The sequence below is a fragment of the Pantoea sp. GCM10028869 genome, from assembly GCF_042666835.1.
Lineage (GTDB): Bacteria > Pseudomonadota > Gammaproteobacteria > Enterobacterales > Enterobacteriaceae > Pantoea > Pantoea leporis.
Genome location: NZ_JBHTGO010000004.1, coordinates 391,105 through 410,270 on the forward strand (window position 1 = coordinate 391,105; position 19,166 = coordinate 410,270).

16 protein-coding genes and 1 tRNA gene are annotated in these 19,166 nt (G+C 52.8%); 8 read left to right on the top strand and 9 right to left on the bottom strand.

The annotated features are described in order from the left end of the window. Window positions 1–73: 73 nt before the first annotated feature. From ACFQW4_RS13160 to ACFQW4_RS13175, 4 genes are all read left to right on the top strand, one after another. Entirely contained in the window at window positions 74–394 is a 321-nt protein-coding gene (locus ACFQW4_RS13160) for a metalloregulator ArsR/SmtB family transcription factor (RefSeq protein ID WP_101763682.1), read from the top strand. 41 nt (window positions 395–435) lie between these two features. Beyond that, window positions 436–1,725, top strand: a complete 1,290-nt coding sequence (locus tag ACFQW4_RS13165) for an arsenic transporter (protein ID WP_192233302.1) — start codon at window positions 436–438, stop codon at window positions 1,723–1,725. A 12-nt stretch (window positions 1,726–1,737) separates the two neighbouring features. After that, window positions 1,738–2,163, top strand: a complete 426-nt coding sequence (gene arsC / locus ACFQW4_RS13170) for a glutaredoxin-dependent arsenate reductase (RefSeq protein WP_377725719.1) — start codon at window positions 1,738–1,740, stop codon at window positions 2,161–2,163. Between the two features lie 226 nt (window positions 2,164–2,389). Next, window positions 2,390–3,091, top strand: coding sequence for a hypothetical protein (locus ACFQW4_RS13175; RefSeq protein ID WP_377725721.1), 702 nt, complete (start codon window positions 2,390–2,392; stop codon window positions 3,089–3,091). A 64-nt stretch (window positions 3,092–3,155) separates the two neighbouring features. Here the strand turns inward: ACFQW4_RS13175 and ACFQW4_RS13180 are convergent. The 3 genes from ACFQW4_RS13180 to ACFQW4_RS13190 form a co-directional block, all read right to left on the bottom strand. Then, window positions 3,156–3,232: transfer RNA gene (locus ACFQW4_RS13180), tRNA-Pro, on the bottom strand. Between the two features lie 70 nt (window positions 3,233–3,302). After that, complete coding sequence (gene yejM / locus ACFQW4_RS13185; RefSeq protein ID WP_101763685.1) at window positions 3,303–5,057, bottom strand: LPS biosynthesis-modulating metalloenzyme YejM; 1,755 nt, start codon at window positions 5,055–5,057, stop codon at window positions 3,303–3,305. Between the two features lie 22 nt (window positions 5,058–5,079). Further along, complete coding sequence (locus ACFQW4_RS13190; protein ID WP_036648480.1) at window positions 5,080–5,307, bottom strand: YejL family protein; 228 nt, start codon at window positions 5,305–5,307, stop codon at window positions 5,080–5,082. A gap of 158 nt (window positions 5,308–5,465) precedes the next feature. Here ACFQW4_RS13190 and yejK point away from each other — a divergent pair, with 158 nt between their 5' ends. Continuing rightward, window positions 5,466–6,470, top strand: coding sequence for a nucleoid-associated protein YejK (yejK, locus tag ACFQW4_RS13195; protein ID WP_101763686.1), 1,005 nt, complete (start codon window positions 5,466–5,468; stop codon window positions 6,468–6,470). A gap of 35 nt (window positions 6,471–6,505) precedes the next feature. Here yejK and ACFQW4_RS13200 read toward each other — a convergent pair whose 3' ends face one another. The 3 genes from ACFQW4_RS13200 to ACFQW4_RS13210 all read right to left on the bottom strand — a co-directional run bounded on the left by ACFQW4_RS13200 (window position 6,506) and on the right by ACFQW4_RS13210 (window position 12,705). Beyond that, a complete protein-coding gene (locus tag ACFQW4_RS13200; protein ID WP_377725724.1) occupies window positions 6,506–10,318 on the bottom strand; it encodes a S6 family peptidase in 3,813 nt (1,270 codons plus the stop codon). Between the two features lie 216 nt (window positions 10,319–10,534). Then, a complete protein-coding gene (rplY, locus tag ACFQW4_RS13205; protein ID WP_101763688.1) occupies window positions 10,535–10,819 on the bottom strand; it encodes a 50S ribosomal protein L25 in 285 nt (94 codons plus the stop codon). Window positions 10,820–10,950: 131 nt separating this feature from the next. Then, window positions 10,951–12,705 (bottom strand): DEAD/DEAH box helicase, encoded by a 1,755-nt coding sequence (locus tag ACFQW4_RS13210; protein WP_377725726.1) that lies wholly within the window; start codon window positions 12,703–12,705, stop codon window positions 10,951–10,953. Window positions 12,706–12,871: 166 nt separating this feature from the next. Between ACFQW4_RS13210 and rsuA the strand changes: the two genes are divergently transcribed. The 3 genes from rsuA (at window position 12,872) to ACFQW4_RS13225 (ending at window position 15,464) form a co-directional block, all read left to right on the top strand. After that, entirely contained in the window at window positions 12,872–13,594 is a 723-nt protein-coding gene (rsuA, locus tag ACFQW4_RS13215; RefSeq protein WP_101763690.1) for a 16S rRNA pseudouridine(516) synthase RsuA, read from the top strand. 12 nt (window positions 13,595–13,606) lie between these two features. Then, window positions 13,607–14,800, top strand: coding sequence for a Bcr/CflA family multidrug efflux MFS transporter (locus ACFQW4_RS13220; RefSeq protein ID WP_101763691.1), 1,194 nt, complete (start codon window positions 13,607–13,609; stop codon window positions 14,798–14,800). 337 nt (window positions 14,801–15,137) lie between these two features. Then, window positions 15,138–15,464, top strand: coding sequence for a hypothetical protein (locus ACFQW4_RS13225; RefSeq protein WP_101763692.1), 327 nt, complete (start codon window positions 15,138–15,140; stop codon window positions 15,462–15,464). Here the strand turns inward: ACFQW4_RS13225 and yejF are convergent. Genes yejF through ACFQW4_RS13240 form a run of 3 tightly spaced genes read right to left on the bottom strand, consistent with a single transcriptional unit; the run spans window position 15,458 to window position 19,161 of the window. Further along, window positions 15,458–17,047 (bottom strand): microcin C ABC transporter ATP-binding protein YejF, encoded by a 1,590-nt coding sequence (yejF, locus tag ACFQW4_RS13230; protein WP_309833904.1) that lies wholly within the window; start codon window positions 17,045–17,047, stop codon window positions 15,458–15,460. The two genes, ACFQW4_RS13225 and yejF, sit on opposite strands and share 7 nt — an antisense overlap. After that, window positions 17,048–18,070 (bottom strand): ABC transporter permease, encoded by a 1,023-nt coding sequence (locus tag ACFQW4_RS13235; protein WP_110866600.1) that lies wholly within the window; start codon window positions 18,068–18,070, stop codon window positions 17,048–17,050. It lies immediately after the preceding gene. Then, a complete protein-coding gene (locus ACFQW4_RS13240) occupies window positions 18,070–19,161 on the bottom strand; it encodes a microcin C ABC transporter permease YejB (RefSeq protein WP_101763695.1) in 1,092 nt (363 codons plus the stop codon). The genes ACFQW4_RS13235 and ACFQW4_RS13240 overlap by 1 nt, the downstream gene beginning before the upstream one ends. Between the last annotated feature and the right edge of the window lie 5 nt (window positions 19,162–19,166).

Consider the following 19,166-nt stretch of genomic DNA (forward strand, 5'->3'; position numbering starts at 1 on the left):
CTTTATATTCTGCCTTTACTTCCAACACATATGAATTACCATATGTAATAGATTTTTACTGGAACCTGGCCCAATGCTCCCTGTTCAACTTTTCAAACTGCTTGCCGACGAAACGCGTACGACCATCGTTTTATTATTACGAGAAGCCGGAGAGTTGTGTGTCTGCGATCTCTGCACCGTTACCCAACAATCACAGCCAAAGATTTCACGCCACATTGCCTTGCTGCGCGATGCTGAGCTGATTCTGGATCGACGTGAAGGCAAGTGGATACACTATCGCCTTTCTCCGCATATGCCGGCCTGGGCTGCATCGATTATCGATACGGCCTGGAATAGCCAGCGTGAGGAAGTGCGTGAGTCGCTGAAGAACGCCGCTGCTACGGGTTGTGAATAATCATTAAACACATTTGATTATTCGAATGCATTGGAGGCGTGATGTTTCTGGCAGGCGCAATATTTGTTTTGACCATCGTGTTTGTTATCTGGCAGCCGCGCGGCCTGAGCATTGGCTGGACAGCAACGATAGGGGCTTTACTGGCGCTGGTGACCGGCGTTATCCAGTTAAACGATATTCCCGCTGTGTGGCATATCGTCTGGAATGCGACAGCGGCTTTTATCGCCGTCATTATCATCAGCCTGTTGCTGGACGAATCCGGTTTTTTTGAGTGGTGCGCTTTGCACGTAGCGCGCTGGGGAAGTGGGCGAGGGCGGCTGCTTTTCACCTATATCGTGTTGCTCGGTGCATGCGTTGCCGCGCTTTTCGCCAATGATGGTGCGGCTCTGATATTGACGCCGATCGTCATCGCAATGCTGCTGGCACTGGGCTTTAGTAAAGGTGCAACGCTGGCTTTCGTCATGGCAGCAGGATTTATCGCCGATACCGCGAGTTTGCCGCTGATCGTATCCAATCTGGTTAACATCGTTTCCGCAGATTTCTTCAAATTGGGATTCAACGCTTACGCGGCGGTGATGGTTCCGGTTGATATTGCCGCTATTATCACCACGCTGATAGTGCTGCACCTTTTCTTTCGCAAAGACCTTCCCGCCAGCTATGAGGTTTCACGCCTCAAACTACCAGCTGAAGCCATAAAAGATCCCGCTACCTTTAAAGCCGGTTGGCTGGTGCTGTTGTTGCTATTGGTGGGATTTTTCCTGCTGGAGCCGCTGGGCATTCCAGTCAGTGCTATCGCCGCACTGGGCGCGTTAATTCTGTTTATCGTTGCCAAAAGAGGTCAGGCGATTAACACCGGTAAAGTGTTACGCGGCGCGCCCTGGCAGATCGTGATTTTTTCGCTCGGCATGTACCTGGTAGTTTATGGCCTTAAAAATGCCGGGCTGACGCAACATCTCTCTGACTTACTCAACCTCATTGCCAGCCACGGCTTATGGGCCGCCACCTTGGGTACCGGTTTGGTGACGGCGCTGCTTTCTTCAGTAATGAATAATATGCCAACGGTGCTGATTGGTGCGCTGTCGATTGATGCCAGCAGCGCGCAGGGCGTGATAAAGGAAGCGATGATTTATGCCAATGTTATTGGTTGCGACCTGGGGCCAAAAATTACGCCGATTGGCAGTCTCGCCACGTTGCTATGGCTGCACGTACTCGACCAGAAGAACATCAACATTAGCTGGGGTTATTACTTCCGCGTGGGTGTCGTGATGACATTGCCCGTGCTGCTCGTCACCCTTAGCGCGCTGGCCCTGCGCCTAACGTTGTCCCATTAGGAAGAGAGCACCATGACTGACATCACCATTTATCACAATCCCGCTTGCGGCACATCGCGTAACACGCTTGCGTTAATACGCAATAGCGGCATTGAACCCGCCATCATTCTCTATCTTGAGACTCCGCCAAATCGTGAGCAACTTAAGGCGTTGATTAGCGCGATGGGGATCGATGCGCGCGCTTTATTACGCAAAAATGTCGAACCCTACGAAAAATTGGGTTTGGCTGAAGAGCGTTTTAGTGACGAGCAACTCATCGAGGCGATGTTGAATTATCCCATCCTGATTAACCGTCCGATTGTTGTCTCCCCGCTGGGAACGCGTTTGTGCCGGCCTTCAGAAGCCGTGCTCGATATTCTTCCCGATGCGCAGCAGGGCGAATTCAGAAAGGAGGATGGTGAGAAGGTGATCGGTGATGATGGAAGGCGGATGGTCTAGCCGGATAACAAATTCTCTCAGGTCAAGCCGATGAGTAGCAAGAAATGACACCCCTTAAGAGATGCTTTGAAACGTCTTAGAGTGCTAATCACCGCCAGTGCCAAAATAAAACCATAAGCATTCTCTTGTTTCTTTATAAGAGACAATTTTGTGTGATTCAGATCAAATTTCTTAACATAGGCAAGTGTATAAATACGTCAACTTAATTTGAATTGGAAATTAACAAGTGAAACGTACGTTTATCGCTTTAGTTATTAGTGTCACTGCATTCAATGCTGGCGCTGCAATGGACACTAATCAAGCCGCTAACAATTCTGAAAGCAATGCCGCTAATGCTGCCTTCAATGAAACGACAAGCCGGGATGGTTCAGGTCGATTTAATGCTGATAATTCTTTTAGCCAGAACACGATAAATCATGCAATGGACGCAACAGCCCGTGCACGTCAATCTGACGCGGAGGCTGCTCGTTATGCCGGTGCAACTTACAACAACCATTACGGTCAATCGTATCTTGATGCTAAAAATAATCAGTCTGCACTGGCACCAAGCCCGGCAGTTAATGCTGCTTCTTATCGTTTGGGTATCGAGCAACAGCAGCAGAAATCTATGGGCGTGGCGACGATAAACGTAGCTGTGAGTAGCCTGAATCCGAAAACCCCAATCAGCGTAACAGTTAACGGCGTAACTAAAACCGTAGCGGCTTCAACCCTTGCACCTTCTACGCAGGTTGCTGTACCTCATATACCCGCTTTTGAACGCAATCCAGGTAAAGGCTCAAGCAATGATCAAAGCTCATCACATTCTGTTGGCGGTAGCGGTAATGGTGCTAATAATGCTGCTAACACTAACAGCGCTCACGGCTTAGGCGGTGGGCCGCATATTGGTGGTGGTTCAGCGATGGGCGGTGGATTCCACGGTAGCTGGTAAGCGAGAAAATTCAGATATGAAAAAGGGATTATCCCGAAAGATAATCCCTTTTTTTGAAAGGATTTGGTCGGCACGAGAGGATTTGAACCTCCGACCCCGGACACCCCATGACCGTGCGCTACCAGGCTGCGCTACGTGCCGAACGTGGAAGAATATTACTGTTTCTACGCACGATTGCAATATGAGCCGCATTTAACTGCCTCATAATTAATCAGTTTGCGACGAAACGCTTCTCTTCCGTCAGCACCTGCAGTAACAACGCCAGCTGCGGTTTATGATCTTTCAGTTTGTTACCCTGCGCATCGTAAGCGCTGTAGCTGCCATTGTTATTCAGCACCAGCGTCACGGTTGGCGTGGTCACTACCAGCTTGCCATCTTCGCTGCTCGCCACCCAATCGTGGCTGCGTTGTGCGGCAAACAGATCTTCACCCTGCGAGAAGTTAGCGGGATTAGTGCGCACGTGCAGCAGGCGCTGCATCAGCGTGGTCATCACATCCTGCTGATCGGTCAGACGATCGATGGTTTGCGCTGGCGTATTCGGCCAATGCACCACCAGCGGCACCTGTAACGTCGCACGGTTACCTGGATTGTCATCGTTGCTATCCAGATTGACCGCACGCTGCGCCGTGATCACCACCACGGTATTTTTCAGCAAATCGCGATCCTGCAAGGTTTGCAGCACCGCCTTAATCTGCTCGTCGACACCGCTTGCCTGACGCGTATAGCTACGCTGGCGCGCTTTTAGGTTGTCGCCATTGACCGTCACACCGTTAAGGGCAATCCACGAGAACCACGGCGCATTGTTTGATTTGTGGCCATTGAGCCAGTTCTGCCACTGCGTCACCGTGGTGCTATTCGGTTGGGTATCGGCCTGCGGCAGCGAGTAATCGGCTAACAAAGCCTGACGATACAGCGGTTGGCTGAAGCCGTCCGATGAGAACAAGCCAAACTGATAGCCTTGCGCGTTCAGCGCATTCAGCAGCACGGAAGGCGTACGCGACGCTAACACGCCATCCATATAGCTGGAAGAGATGCCGTAGAACAGGCCAAATAACCCTTTTTCCGGCTGTAGCCCCGCGCTGAAGTGCTGGGTGAAGCGCACGTTCTCACTGGCGAATTGATGAAGCGACGGCAGCGCTTTTTCCACCGTGGCGTTGTTCAGACCATCAACGGTTAGCACCAGCAGATTGTGGCGCGTACCGCCATCGCGGAAGGTAATGTCACTCAGTGGATACTGCACTGACAACGCTTCCGGATCACCCTGTTGCACCAGACGGCGCTGATACTCTTGCGCATCCAGCAAACCGTGACGCTCAAGGAAGCGACGCGCGGTCATTGGATAGGAGAGCGGCAGGTTGGCGCGCTGCATGGTAATTGGGCGATAGAAATTGGCATCGGCCCAGATATAGAGCAGATGACTGGCGAAGAAGGCGCTGATAAACAGCGCAGCCAGCGGCTTACCGAACGAGCGCCGATTAAGGCTGCGCAGCTTTTGCCAGCTCCAGGTCGCGAACAGCATTTCGACGAGGAAAATCAGCGGCACGCTGATAAACATCAGCTGCCAGTCGCGCGCCATCTCGCTTTGATCAGGGTTTATCACCAGCTCCCACACCACCGGATTGAGGTGCAAGTGGAAGCGGCTGAACACCGCGCTGTCGACCATAATCAACGTCAGCCCGGCGGTGGCGACAATCGCCGACAACACCCTAAGCAATCGCTGTGACATCACCACGAAAGTGAGCGGGAAGATGATGAGCAGATAACCGGCGAAGACGATGAAACTGAAATGACCGATCCAGCTGGTATAGGCATAGATACGTCCCGCGAGTGACGCGGGCCAGTCGGCGACCAACAGGTAGCGGCTGCCTAAAATTAACGCGAAGATAATATTAAACAGGGCAAACCAATGCCCCCAGCTGATCATCTGGGAGACTTTTTCACGGTAGCGCTGCCGGTTGGTTACCATATTATGAGGTCAAATCTGCATATTAATGAGCGTTATCATCGCGTACGGATGACTGCAACGCATCCGCGAAAGATCGAGCCAGTGTGCGGCGTTGAGCCGGTGAAACGCTGGTATTGATCAAGTTAGTTACCATGTTACCCAATACCATCAGGGAAAGGTCGGTTGGCGCTTTGTCTTTTTCAAGAATCTGCGCCATCTCTGCGAGGAGCTTTTCCACGCGTTCGTCACTGTAACGGGATGATTGTGGCATATCGTCGTCTAATCAAGGGTGAAAAGGCGGTATATTACCGTAACAACGCATTTTTTTCCGCAATTTTATCGCAAGCAGAGCGATCAGTTTGTGCTGGCAGTTGAAAGCGGCTGCGGGCGGTGTTTGAATACGCGCCTGAGCTAAAAGGAGAGTCTACCATGAGTCTGGATATCGACCAGATTGCCCTGCATCAGTTAGTTAAACGTGATGAAAACCAGCTTGAACTGGTACTGCGCGACACCTTGCTGCCTGCTACCCGCGCGGTTGAAGAGATGGCAGAAGAGCTGCACCGGGTATATAGCGCCAAAAGCAAAGCTTACGGACTGTTTAACGAAGATAGCGAACTGGCCGATGCGTTGCGTAACTGCCGCAAAGGGGAAGATGACTTTCTGGCGTTTAGCCGTGCGGCGACCGGACGTCTGCGTGATGAACTGAGCAAATATCCGTTTGCGGAAGGCGGCGTGGTGCTGTTTTTGCACTATCGCTATCTGGCCGTGGAATATTTGCTGATTGCGGTTCTCAACAGCCAGTCGAGCATGCGCGTCAACGAGCAACTGGATATCAGCAGCACCCATTATCTCGATATCAATCATGCGGATATTGTGGCGCGTATCGATCTCACCGAGTGGGAAACTAACCCGGAATCCACCCGTTATCTGACCTTCCTGCGCGGTCGCGTGGGGCGTAAAGTGGCGGATTTCTTCATGGATTTCCTTGGCGCTAGCGTCGGTCTGGACACCAAAGCGCAAAACCGTGGGCTGCTGCAAGCGGTTGACGATTACTGCGCCGAATCGGATCTCGATAAAAACGAGCGTCAGAACTATCGTCAGCAGGTTTACAGCTACTGTAACGATCAGCTGCAGGCCGGCGAAGAGATTGCGCTACACGATCTCTCCAGTGAATTACCGCCGCTGGGAGAAAAAACGTTTCAGGCCTTCACCCAGGAGCAAGGTTACGAGCTGGAAGAGACCTTCCCAGCGGATCGTAGCACCTTGCGCCAGTTGACCAAGTTTGCGGGTAGCGGCGGCGGATTAACCCTGAACTTTGATGCCATGCTGCTCGGCGAGCGCATCTTCTGGGATCCCACCACCGACACGCTGACTATTAAAGGCACGCCACCGAATTTGCGCGATCAGCTGCAACGCCGCACAAGCAGTAAATGAAAAAAGCCGGGTCACCTAAGTGCCCGGCTTTTCTATCAGAACGAATAGTTTATGCCACTGCTGATGAGAGAATCGGTGCGGAACTTGCCACCAACGCTATGCTTCGCGCTAATATTCGCTGACCAGTTGTCGCTGATTTTCCCTTCTAAACCCAGATGAACTCGATAACGATCGTCGTCCAGCGCGCCATAAACGCGTCGGCTGTGGCGATCCTCAAGGGTTAGTGAAGAGCCAGAACGGCCCGTTGAAAACTGTTTTTCAACGGTGGCGCTGAATCGCACGCGTGGCAGCAGCGTACCGAGCCCCTGTTTGCTGACTTCAATACCCGGCGCGAGTCCCCACGGCATGGCTGAACTCAGGGCAATGCTGGCCTCTCTGCTTTCCAGCGTATAACCCGGTAAATAGCCTGCGCTGGCTTTCAGGTAAGGCGATAGCGTGAAAGACGCATCCAGCACAGAGTAGGATTTACCCCATTTTGCACTGCCTGCCAGCATATGGCTGGTTTTTGAGGTGCTTTTTACTCCCAATACCGGGTCAAGGTGAATGTCCTGACGCAGATTCAGGTAGCTGGCAGCAAGATCCATAAACCATCCTTCATTGCTCATTCCGCTCGCATACAGGCCCAGAGTGCTCAGTTTATGGCTAATGCTGGCTTCGTCCCCGGCATTTCCCTGGCTGTAACTGGCGGTCACGCCATAAAGCCAGGCATCCGCTTGCGCATCGGCGCCGATCTCTAGCCTGCTTTCTTTTAACGTTACGCTATCCATTCTGCCGCGATTTTGGCTGAGACTGGCCCATGCGCCGCTATTTTCATGGTTACCGCGCAGGAGCTGAGCGCGATCGGTCAGCATATTGCTGATTTCACTGAACAGGTAGTGGCGCGAAGCGAGCAGGGCGCGCGTACTCTGCACCAGCGGCTGATTATCAATGATCTCAAACCAGTCTTCTGCAGTACCCGGATTTGGCGTGATCTCGGGCTCAGGTTTCACTTCAGGCTCAGGCTTAACTTCCGGTTCAGGCGTAATGTCGGGTTCGGGATGAGTCTCCGGATCGGGGTCGATTACCGGATCGGGTGGTAACACCGGATCCGGCGTTTTGGCAATGATCCATTTCACGCGACCATTCTCTTCCACAACCTGATAATCAGCGGTATAGAGCGAGAACCCGCGTTTGACCGGAGGTAGCGTGAAATAGTCGTGCGCGGTTCCGGCGGGCGCGTTCACCAGCACGATCTCTTTCGCGATGCGGTTGGGGAAGGTTTCACCCAGCATAAAACCAAGATCGAGGATGTTGCTGCCGCCCTGCACGCTGGACCCAATGTATAAACTGTCGCTGATGGCGGACTGTGGCGCGATGCCGAAACCAAGCTGCAGATGATTTGCCGTCAGATGTTCCACAGAGAGCAGCTTCGGCGTCCAGGCCATTTCATCTGCAGAAAGAAGCGAGATGATACCGCCTTTACCTGCATCCATCCGATGCACGCGGCTGTTACCATTCATATTCCAGAATGTTTCACTGCTCAGGGTGACTCTCGCTGAGTGACTGTCGTTGATGTGGCCGTGGTAATCGACTTTGCCAAGATGAAGCAATGCGTTATCGCCCAGCGTGATATTGCCCTCAACCGAGCTGGCGGGAAGGAAACGCAACTCTTCCGCGTTTCGCTGTGCAACTTTGCAACTGCCCTTAGTGCTTTGCACCGGCGAGGTGCAGCGTAAAATTTGCTGCTCATCAGCAGCGTCGGGATGGTAGCCAAGGATAACCTGGCTGTTGTCGCCCGCCTGGATATCGGCTTTAACCTGCGCGTATTCACCGACCTGTAAACGTGCATTGTCATTGACTACAATGTTATTGGCGGTGAAAGAGGAAGTGTACCAATCGTTGTCAATGATCAGGCCGCCGGCATGAGGAACGGGTTGCCCGGACAGCAGAAGAGTCCCCTTATTGACGTTGATATTTCCATTTAAATGGATATTACCGCTCAGTGCGAAATGTGTATTTCCACTCTCCGGAGATAAATTCACATCTAATGCACCGTTAGTTTTATCCGACGAGCGCGTGCCAATGTCTCCGCGGAAAACTAAATCATTTAACTGCGATAGTCGATAATCGACGGCTTGAACCAGATCATATCCCAGATACTTCCAGTCTTCATTGTCCTGCTGATTTGTGGGGAAGTACCAATACTTCTCTTTTTTTAATTGAAAATACTCTTTACGTTGCGTTCTCGAATTATAATATTCATAAATATCACCAATATTACCAATGTCGACACTGCTCCAGGTGTTAATGTTGATATCGCTACGTGAGTACCCTGTAAGCGTTAGACTGGCCGAGGTTAACTCACTCTGATTGATCACTGCCGCACCGCTATCCGTGTGATTAATCTTTCGCATTATGAGATTATTACCATTAAGATCCAATGTCCCCCCACGATAACCAAAATAAATGTTATCAGGATTAACCTGGTCTTCGCTCGCTAAAATAACGGTAGGCCGACCGCTCGCTAAATACAGTCGAGAAAATGCCTGGCGATTTCCTTGCGCATCTTTTTGTTGATCCAGAATAACGGTGCCATCGCCGATATTCAGTCCGCCTTCATTGACACCTGTAGCATTAATATGTAAGACGCCACCGCCAATTTTGTGTAAATCATCATCTTTTAGTCCATTCACTTGCCAGATGACTTTTTTCCCTTCATCGATTTCAACGCCGCCGCCCACCCAGGTTGCGCCCACATTCTCTGCAGATTTCAGGGTGTAGTTATTAGAAAACTGTAGTTTTCCTGCTCCCAGATTAACGGCCTCACTAAGAATAATGTCTCCGCCCGCGCCGTTAAAGCGAATATCTTTGGTTGCATCAAGTTCAATAAGGCTGGCTTTGCCTGGCGCCAAATGACGATATGTGTTGTCTAAACCTTGCCAACCCCAGTTTTTACTACCTTGGACCAGCTTATCTGCATTCCAGTAAATTGGGCCATTATTCGCAAAATCAGTGACATCGGGAGAGATATTGTTGGCAATAATCCCATTAAAATATTCTTCATTAAAACGTGTTGAGATAACTTTGCGACCATAAGGCGTTGCGCTACCATAACCACCATAATGTACACCAGCAAGTTTCCATTTTTTATCAACATTGTCGTAGACATAAATAGGGCTGCCACTGTCACCGCCGCCGGTTGATATTGATAAAGCGGATGAATATTGATGGCCAGGTTCATATTGAATCCAATAGAAATCGTCATTTTTTTCTTTGTTGAAGGTAATGGTGTCAATATTAATTGTTCCACCCGCTAACCATTTATAGGCACTGGCCAGGAACTCTTTCTCAGTGAGGTCATTTGTGACCTGTGTCATTTCACCAGCACCCGCGCGCACATAAGCAATATACCGAGAGCCATGTCCTTTCTGAAGCTCATTACGTTCCACATAATCTATTGGCGCTACTTCGGTTACAACTTTGTTTAACCGTGGCAGAATATTATCCTGAACGGCGGATTGATTGCGGTTAATAAAAAGATAACGGGTGGAATAAGCAGAAGGACCGCCAAAAGAAACGCTACCCAAAGCGGTTACGTGCCGTGTGGTGGTTACATAGGATGGATTAATCAATGTGGCAAACCCGCGACGAGATACACTGCTAAGGTCGGGCATGGCAAAATCAAGATAACCACTCAGCTCGCCATCTTTCTTAAAAATGGGAATGTTGCTTAAGCCGACACGATATTTACCCATATTCTCGGCAAAATCACGGTATTCTTGCACGTTAATGTCATGACGCATTACGCCCGCATAGCCAGAAAATGAGATGAGTATGATGCCATAGCCCAAGGCAGGTATTTTTTTCACTTGAAGTCCTTGCAGACAAATTCTGGAGAAATGTTAAAACGGCATTCTCCATGGTTTGTGCAAGCTTCATGGTAAAGAACAGTCTCAAATAAACGAAGGCAGAGAGAAATGAAAGACAGGGGTTTTTAGGAAGGGAAGATATCGGGTTATTTTTTATGCCTAAAATAAAAGGGCCGGTTTCGCAACCGGCCCTTCTACCTTCAACTCATTCAGCGATTAAGCGCGAACGAAGTCGATGTGGAAAAGTTTTGGCTTGAACGGATGACGCTGTACCGCCTGAGCTTTAACTTTAACTTCTTTGCCATCAACCGCGATGGTCAGCACTTCGCTGTAGAACTCAGGTTTAACCTGTACGTTCATCACTGCATCGTGGTCGAGTTCGATAGCAATTGGTGCTTCATTTCCGCCATAGATGATGGCTGGGAATTTGTTTGCTACACGCAGGCGGCGGCTCGCACCCTTACCCTGGTCTTTACGTACTTCAGCGTTAATAGTGAACATTTGATGTCTCTTCAATAGTTCCTGCTACAGGCGACCCAGCAACAGGACGGTTATTCAAACTGCTTTTACGGATGCAAAAGCGGGCGGCATTATAGCCCCAATGATGCTGCAGGGGCAAATGATTCCGCCGCTTAACGCAGCTCATTGGCACGGCGATAACGGCCCTGATAATCAAACATTTTTTCGCGAATCTGCCAGAAATGGCCTTTTGCGCGTGCCACCACAAAGTCCGGATGACGCAATAAAGGCTGTAAGGCGATGACATCCGCTGCGGTTTGCCAGCCAAGTTCCACGCCCGGCGCGCGCTGATGCGGGCGCATAAACAGCTGCTCAAAGGCTTTGCGTTGTGCTGGCGTTTGCAGGCGAAAACGCTCGCTGACGCTGGTGCCATCTTCATCGAAATAGGTGGCTTTCAGCCATTCGCCTTTATCATCGCGTCCTTGCTCCAGCGTCATGCCGGCGCAGCGCAACACGCGCGCATCTTTCAGTTTCAGCGCCGCTTTCAGCATGTCATCCGGATCGACCAGAATTTTGTCGCATTGATGGCAGCGTCGCGCGGCGATGTCATTCTCGGCGCCGCAATCCGGGCAGCTTTTGAAGCGAAAGCGATAATCACACTGTTCGCGCTCGCCTTCATCATCTTCCAGTACGCCCTGACAGCGGCGGCCAAAATGCTCGATGATGTGTCCATCTTCGGTGGTTTTGCCCCAGAAGGTATTGGCGAAACCGCAGGCGGGACAAAAAACCTGCACCGGCTGATTGTCGCTGGCCCCTTTCGGCGCGCCGACTTCGGGGGTGAAAAGATCGTGTGGATTACCGGCGTAATCCAGCACCAGACAATCGGTTTTGCCGGGTGACAAGCGTAAACCGCGACCGACGATCTGCTGGTAGAGGCTAACGGATTCGGTAGGGCGCAAAATGGTGATCAAATCCACGTGGGGCGCGTCAAAGCCAGTGGTCAGAACGGCAACGTTGACCAGAAACTTCAGCTGCTGCGCTTTAAATGCACCAATTAAGCGGTCACGATCCTTCACTGCCGTTTCCGCCGAGACCAGCGCGCTGTTTTCAGGCAGCAGCGTGAGGATTTCACGGGCATGTTCCACGGTGGAGGCAAACACCATCACGCCACGGCGATCTTCAGCAAACTCAATAATCTGGCGAATAATATGCGGCGTTACGCGATGCTGTTGTTTCAGCTCGCGGTTGAGATCGGCTTCGCTAAACAGGCCATTATTTTGCGGGATCAGGCGGCTGAAATCGTACTGTACCACCGGCATATCTAAGCGCTCCGGCGGCACCAGAAAGCCATGTTTGATCATATAGCGCAGCGGCAGCTCATAAATGCAATCGCGGAACAGTGCTTTCTCATCGCCGCGCACCATGCCGTGATAGTGGAATTGGTAGATCCAGCCTTTGCCGAGACGGAAGGGCGTGGCGGTCAAACCCAACAGGCGCAACTGCGGATTGTGCTGCCGCAGGTGGGCGAACAGCAGCTGATACTGGCTCTCTTCGTTATCACTGATGCGGTGACACTCATCAACGATCACCAGTGAAAAGGCGCTATCGAAGCGGTTGAGATTGCGCGCCACCGACTGCACGCTGCCAAACACCACTTTGCTTTCGCTCTGCTTGCGCTGCAAACCCGCGGCGAAGATGTCTGCTTCAAGTCCATAAGCCTGATATTTGCTGTGATTCTGCTCCACCAGCTCTTTGACGTGAGCCAGCACCAATACCCGTCCACGCGCTAGCCGCGCCAGTTCAGCAATCACCAGACTCTTACCCGCACCGGTCGGCAGCACAATCACCGCAGGCGTGGTATGGCGACGAAAGTGGTTGAGGGTGGCGTCAACCGCCTCTTGTTGGTATGGGCGCAGGGAGAATGACATTGGGGCAAACTTTTTTCTGGAACGGACGCGCATTATGCCATGAAAGCCAGTTAAACGCAGGTTCACTACTGTTAGCACTCTAAGGATCAAGCTATACTGCCCACACTTTCTTAACGGACAAAAACACCGTTTCAGTTTCCCCCGCAGTAACAGGCAAAGCGAATTCATGCGACTCGAAAAATTCATATCTCAGCAACTGGAAGTTAGTCGTGCTATCGCCGGACGCGAAATCCGCGCCAAAAAAGTCACCATTAACGGCGAAGTTGTGCGCGATGCGGCATACAAAGTACAGCCAGACGATGAAGTCGAATACGACGGCAATCCGCTGGTGGTGCAGCAAGGACCGCGCTATTTCATGCTGAATAAGCCGCAGGGTTACGTCTGCTCAACCGACGATCCCGATCATCCCACCGTGCTGTTCTTTATCGAAGAACCCGCGGCGTTCAAGCTGCATGCGGCGGGCCGTCTGGATATCGACACCACCGGTTTGGTGCTGCTGACCGACGATGGCCAATGGTCACACCGCATTACCTCCCCGAAGCATCACCTGGAAAAAACCTATTTGGTGGAAGTGGAGGAGCCAATCGATCCTGTCCTGGTTGAGAAGTTCGCTGCGGGTGTACAGCTGCACAATGAAAAAGAGCTCACCAAGCCGGCCGTGCTGGAGATTCTCGATGAGAAAGCCGCCCGTTTGACTATCAGCGAAGGGCGTTACCATCAGGTCAAACGCATGTTTGCGGCGATGGGTAACCATGTCTCAGCGCTGCATCGCGAACGTATTGGTGACATCGAGCTGGATGAAGATCTCGGCGAAGGTGAATATCGTGAACTGACCCAGCAAGAGGTCGACAGCATCGGCCTGCCAGAAGAACTCAAACAACGTAAATAGCGGGAGAACGCGGTGCGCAAGGAAAAGAATTCACCGGTCGGTTTAGTGGTCATCCTCGGATTGCTGGCAATGCTGATGCCGCTCTCTATCGATATGTATCTGCCGGCCATGCCGCAAATCGCCCATGAGTTTGCGGTTTCGGCGGGCAGCGTGCAGATGACGCTCAACCTTTACATCCTCGGTTTCGCCATTGGCCAGTTGGTTTACGGTCCACTGGCAGACAGCTACGGACGTAAACCGGTGATTGTGCTGGGAACGCTAATTTTTGCCTGCGCCGCCGCGGCTTGCGCGCTGTCACAAACCATCGATCAGCTGATCTTTATGCGCTTCCTGCACGGCTTATCGGCCGCCGCTGCCAGCGTGGTGATCAACGCCTTGATGCGCGACACCTACTCGAAAGAGGACTTCTCGCGCATGATGTCATTCGTGATGCTGGTGACCACCATCGCGCCGCTGCTGGCACCGATTATCGGTGGCTGGCTGCTGTTGCTGTGGAACTGGCACGCTATTTTCTGGACGCTGGCAGGTGCCGCGCTGTTCACCACCATGCTGGTCGTGACGCAAATTCGTGAAACGCTCAAGCCCGAACAGCGCCAGCGCTTTCATCTGCGGACCACGCTGGGCAACTTTGTGGCGCTGGTGCGCCACAAGCGCGCCTTCAGTTACATGCTGGCGAGCGGTTTCTCCTTTGCCGGATTATTCACCTTCCTCAATGCCGGTCCGTTTGTCTACATCGAAGTAAACCACGTTTCCCCGCAGAACTTCGGCTATTACTTTGGCCTGAACGTGGTGTTCCTGTTCATGATGACGTTGATCAACAGCCGCGCCGTGCGCCGTTTTGGTCCGGTGAAAATGTTCCGCATGGGATTGTTGATTCAGTTCGCGATGGGCGTTTGGCTGTTGATTTCCAGCGCGCTGGATTTGGGCTTCTTGTCGCTGGTGTTTGGCGTGGCGATGTTTATTGGCTGCGTCTCGACGGTGTCGTCGAACGCGATGGCGGTGATTCTGGATGAGTTTCCGCATATGGCGGGCACCGCTTCTTCGCTGGCGGGAACGCTGCGTTTTGGCGTCGGTGCTTTAGTCGGCGCGCTGCTCTCATTAGTCAGCATTAACAGCGCCTGGCCGATGGTTGCCACCATTGCGCTGTGCGCCACAATTTCGATTGTGCTGTTCACCTATGCTTCGCGGCCTCAACAGCCGGCGTGACATCCCCAGGGTCGTCACAAATGGCGACCTGGCCTCTCTTAATTCTTCTCCCTCACTCGCTAATCCCCATTCATTCGTTATGCTTAATGTTTCCATTATGTGAAAATTTAGAGATAAAAAAGTAACGATAATGCGTCTAAAATGATTGTTAACCGCAGCCGAACACGGTAAACATAGGCATAAATGTGAGAAGCCTCGCAAATTATAAATTGGCTACACGCTTTGTGTTTAAAACGAGAAGGCAGACTGAATTGGTATTCAGAGCTAATCAGGTTGGGATTCACCACGTTGTGCCGTCGTCGTGAATAAAGTTAACGTCTCTGGGGGCCGTATAACTATGCTGCAACTTTCCGTTGTGCATCGCTTGCCACAACATTATCGCTGGTCGCTGGAACATGCGGGTGAAATTGTGCGTCAGGAAGCAGCGAATGGCGTGCATGCCGAAGATTTGGTGGTGCTGCGCCTGCTGAGTCATGATGGTCATCCGGCGCTGGAAATTCTGCACCAGCTGAAGGAGACGCTGGCGCAGATTCAGGTCGAGTGCAAAATCGCCGAGTGTGAAGGGCAGCCTTGCCTGCTGATTCAACGTGATGACGAAAGCGCGACCAACTGCTGCCTGAAAAATCAGGGTGTAGCTATCGCCGAAACCTTTGATGGTCACTGACTTAGATCTTTTCCCTGCGCAGACGCCAGTAGCTGCCGCGTGTAATCGGCTGCTGGTGCGTTAAACAGCGTTTCGCAATCACCTTGCTCCACCACTTCACCCTGACGCAGCACAATCAGCTGATGACAGAGCGCGCGCACCACCTGCAAATCATGGCTGATAAACAGATAGGCGAGCTGATGCTGCTGCTGCAAACGGCGCAGTAAGGTGAGAATTTGCTTCTGCACCGAGCGGTCCAGCGACGAGGTGGGTTCATCCAGCACAATCAGCTGCGGCTCAAGGATCAACGCGCGGGCGATCGCGATGCGCTGGCGCTGACCGCCTGAAAACTCCGCCGGATAGCGCGAGCGGCTGTCGGCATCGAGCCCCACTTCCTGCATCACCGCAATTACTTTGGCTTCCTGCTCCGCACTGCTCAGTTCCGGGCGATGCACCGCTAAACCTTCCGCAATCACCTGTTGCACCGTCATGCGCGGATTGAGCGAAGAATTGGGATCCTGAAACACCACCTGAATGCGCTGGCGCAGCGGCAATAATTGCTTTGGCGACAGCTGATGCAGCGGCTGATCGTCAAACCAGATCTCACCGCGCGCGCTAATTAAACGCAGCAGCGCCAAGCCCGTTGTACTCTTGCCCGAGCCCGATTCGCCCACCAGTCCGAGGCTTTCGCCACGCCGCAGGGTAAAGCTAAGATCCTTCAGCGCCATCTTCTCTGCCACAGTGCGACGCAGCAATCCCCGCCGGATCGGGAAACCAACCTGTAAATTCTTCACCTGTAACAGCGGTTGCGCATCCAGCAGCGGCACCGGTTCGCCATCCGGCTCGGCGGCGATCAGTTCGCGCGTATAGGGCTGCTGCGGCTGGCTGAACAGCATATCGCAGCGATTGTGTTCCACAGCGCGGCCATTGCGCATCACCGTGACGCTGTGCGCCAGCTGACGCACGATATTGAGGTTATGGGTGATGAACAGCATGCCCATATTGAGTTCACGCTGCAGTTCGCGCAGCAGTTGCAGAATCTGCGCCTGAACCGTCACATCCAGCGCGGTGGTCGGTTCATCGGCGATCAGCAGCTTCGGCTGGGTTAGCAGCGCCATGGCGATCATCACGCGCTGTCGCTCACCACCAGAAAGCTGGTGCGGAAAATCCTGCAAGCGCGATGCCGCATGGCGAATGCCGACGCGATCCAGGCAGCTCAGCATTTCGCCACGTGCGGCTTCGCGCCGCATGCCGCGATGCACCGACAGCACTTCATACAGCTGCTTCTCCACGTTATGCAGTGGATTGAGCGACACCATCGGTTCCTGAAAAATCATTGCCATCTGGTTGCCACGCAGCCCGCGCAAGGTGCGTTCGCTGGCCTGCAAAATATCCTGGCCGTTAAACAAGATTTCGCCTTGCGGATAGTTGACCGGCGGCTGCGGCAATAAGCGCATGATCGACAGCGCAGTCACGCTTTTACCGGAACCGGATTCGCCCACCAGCGCCAGCGTTTCGCCGGCGTCAATCTGCAGCGAAATGTCTTCTACCACGCGGCGATCCTGAAAGGCCACCGCCAGATGATTCACCGTTAACAGGCTCATTTAGCGTCCTCGACTCGGGTCAAAGGCATCGCGTACCGCTTCGCCAATAAAGATCAGTAACGACAGCAGCAGGGCGAGGGCAAAGAAGCCCGCCAGTCCCAGCCACGGCGCCTGTAAATTGTTTTTGCCCTGTAACAGCAGCTCGCCAAGCGAGGGCGATCCCACCGGCAAACCAAAACCCAGGAAGTCCAGCGAAGTTAGCGTGGTGATTGAGCCGCACAGGATAAATGGCAAAAACGTCAGCGTGGCGACCATGGCGTTGGGCAGCATGTGGCGCAGCATAATGCGGCTATCGCTGACGCCGAGCGCGCGCGCCGCACGGATATAATCGTAGTTACGTGCGCGCAGGAATTCGGCGCGCACCACGCTTACCAGGCTCATCCAGCCAAACACCACCGTCACCAGCAGCAGCCACCAGAAGCCGGGCTGAATCACGCTGGAGAGCAGAATCAGCAGGAACAGCGATGGCATGCCGGACCACACCTCAATCAGGCGTTGACCCACCAAATCGATGCGGCCGCCAAAGTAGCCTTGCACCGCGCCAACCACGATGCCAATCACGCTGGAGAACAGCGTCAGCATGATGCCGAACAGCAATGAGATGCGCGTGCCATACAGCAAGCGTGCCAGCACATCGCCACCGTTAGCATCGGTGCCGAGCCAGTTTTGTGTGGAAGGTGGCGAAGGGAAGGGCACATCGGTGGCGAAGTTGATGGTGCTGTCGCTGAAGCGAATCGGTGCCCAGATCGCCCAACCTTGTTGATCGATGCGCTGCTTCAGCCAGGGATCCTGATAATCGGCAGGCGTAGAGAAATCACCGCCGTAATCACTTTCGCTGTAGTTGAACAGCAGCGGCACATACCAGCGTTGCTGATAATGCACCAGCAGCGGTTTGTCGTTAGCCAGCAGCTCAGCGCCCAGTGACAGAACAAAAATGATCAGGAAAATCCACAGCGACCAGTAACCGCGACGGTTATGGCGAAAACGCTGCCAGCGCTGCTGGTTAACCGGAGATAAGCGCATCAGCGTCCCTCAAAATCAATGCGCGGATCGACCAGCGTATAGGTCAGATCGCTAAGAATGTTCATCAGCAGGCCAATCAGGGTGAAGATGTAAAGCGTGCCAAACATTACCGGATAGTCGCGCTGAATAGTGGCGTCATAGCCGAGCAGGCCCAAACCATTGAGTGAGAACATCACCTCTATCAACACCGAGCTGGTGAAAAACATGCTGATAAAGGTGGCGGGGAAACCGGCGATCACCAGCAGCATGGCGTTGCGGAACACGTGGCCGTACAGCACGCGCTTCTCATCCAGCCCTTTGGCGCGCGCGGTGACCACATATTGTTTGCGGATCTCATCAAGGAACGAGTTTTTAGTCAGCATAGTCAGCGTGGCGAAACCGCCAATCACCGTAGCCAGCACCGGCAGCGTGATGTGCCACAGGTAATCGCTGATTTTGCTGTACCACGGCAGCGCATCAAACTGCGGTGACGTCAGGCCGCGCAGCGGGAACCAGTCGAAATAGCTGCCGCCGGCGAACAGCACAATCAGCATGATGCCGAACAGGAATGCCGGGATCGAATAGCCAATGATGATAAAAGTGCTGCTCCAGATATCGAAAGCGCTGCCGTTACGCACCGCTTTTTTAATGCCCAGCGGAATTGATACCAGGTAAATGATCAAGGTGCTCCACAATCCCAGGCTGATGGAGACCGGCAAACTCTCTTTGATCAGCTGCAGCACCGATGCGCTGCGGAACAGGCTGTCGCCGAAATCAAAACGAATGTAGTTCCACAGCATTTCACCGTAACGCTGCAGCAGCGGTTTATCGAAGCCATAGCGATGCTTAATTTCCGCGATCACTTCCGGATCGAGTCCGCGTGCGCCGCGATATTGGCTGTCGCCGGGATTGTCACGCATCAGCGCACCGCGCGCGCCGCTGTCGCCGCCGACTGAGCCGGGAATGCCGGTACTGTGACCAAACTGCACGTTGGCTAACGCCTGATCCACCGGGCCGCCCGGCGCAATCTGCACAATAAAGAAGTTCAGGGTGATGATCGCCCAAAGTGTCGGGATGATCAGCAGTAACCTGCGAAGAAAATAGGCTGCCAAACCGT

Bases quoted from the DNA above. Each gene is read 5' to 3' on its own strand.
- ACFQW4_RS13160 (WP_101763682.1), top strand. From the start codon at position 74: ATGCTCCCTGTTCAACTTTTCAAACTGCTTGCCGACGAAACGCGTACG.
- ACFQW4_RS13165 (WP_192233302.1), top strand. From the start codon at position 436: ATGTTTCTGGCAGGCGCAATATTTGTTTTGACCATCGTGTTTGTTATC.
- arsC (WP_377725719.1), top strand. From the start codon at position 1,738: ATGACTGACATCACCATTTATCACAATCCCGCTTGCGGCACATCGCGT.
- yejM (WP_101763685.1), bottom strand. From the start codon at position 5,057: ATGGTAACCAACCGGCAGCGCTACCGTGAAAAAGTCTCCCAGATGATC.
- ACFQW4_RS13190 (WP_036648480.1), bottom strand. From the start codon at position 5,307: ATGCCACAATCATCCCGTTACAGTGACGAACGCGTGGAAAAGCTCCTC.
- yejK (WP_101763686.1), top strand. From the start codon at position 5,466: ATGAGTCTGGATATCGACCAGATTGCCCTGCATCAGTTAGTTAAACGT.
- rplY (WP_101763688.1), bottom strand. From the start codon at position 10,819: ATGTTCACTATTAACGCTGAAGTACGTAAAGACCAGGGTAAGGGTGCG.
- ACFQW4_RS13210 (WP_377725726.1), bottom strand. From the start codon at position 12,705: ATGTCATTCTCCCTGCGCCCATACCAACAAGAGGCGGTTGACGCCACC.
- rsuA (WP_101763690.1), top strand. From the start codon at position 12,872: ATGCGACTCGAAAAATTCATATCTCAGCAACTGGAAGTTAGTCGTGCT.
- ACFQW4_RS13225 (WP_101763692.1), top strand. From the start codon at position 15,138: ATGCTGCAACTTTCCGTTGTGCATCGCTTGCCACAACATTATCGCTGG.
- yejF (WP_309833904.1), bottom strand. From the start codon at position 17,047: ATGAGCCTGTTAACGGTGAATCATCTGGCGGTGGCCTTTCAGGATCGC.
- ACFQW4_RS13235 (WP_110866600.1), bottom strand. From the start codon at position 18,070: ATGCGCTTATCTCCGGTTAACCAGCAGCGCTGGCAGCGTTTTCGCCAT.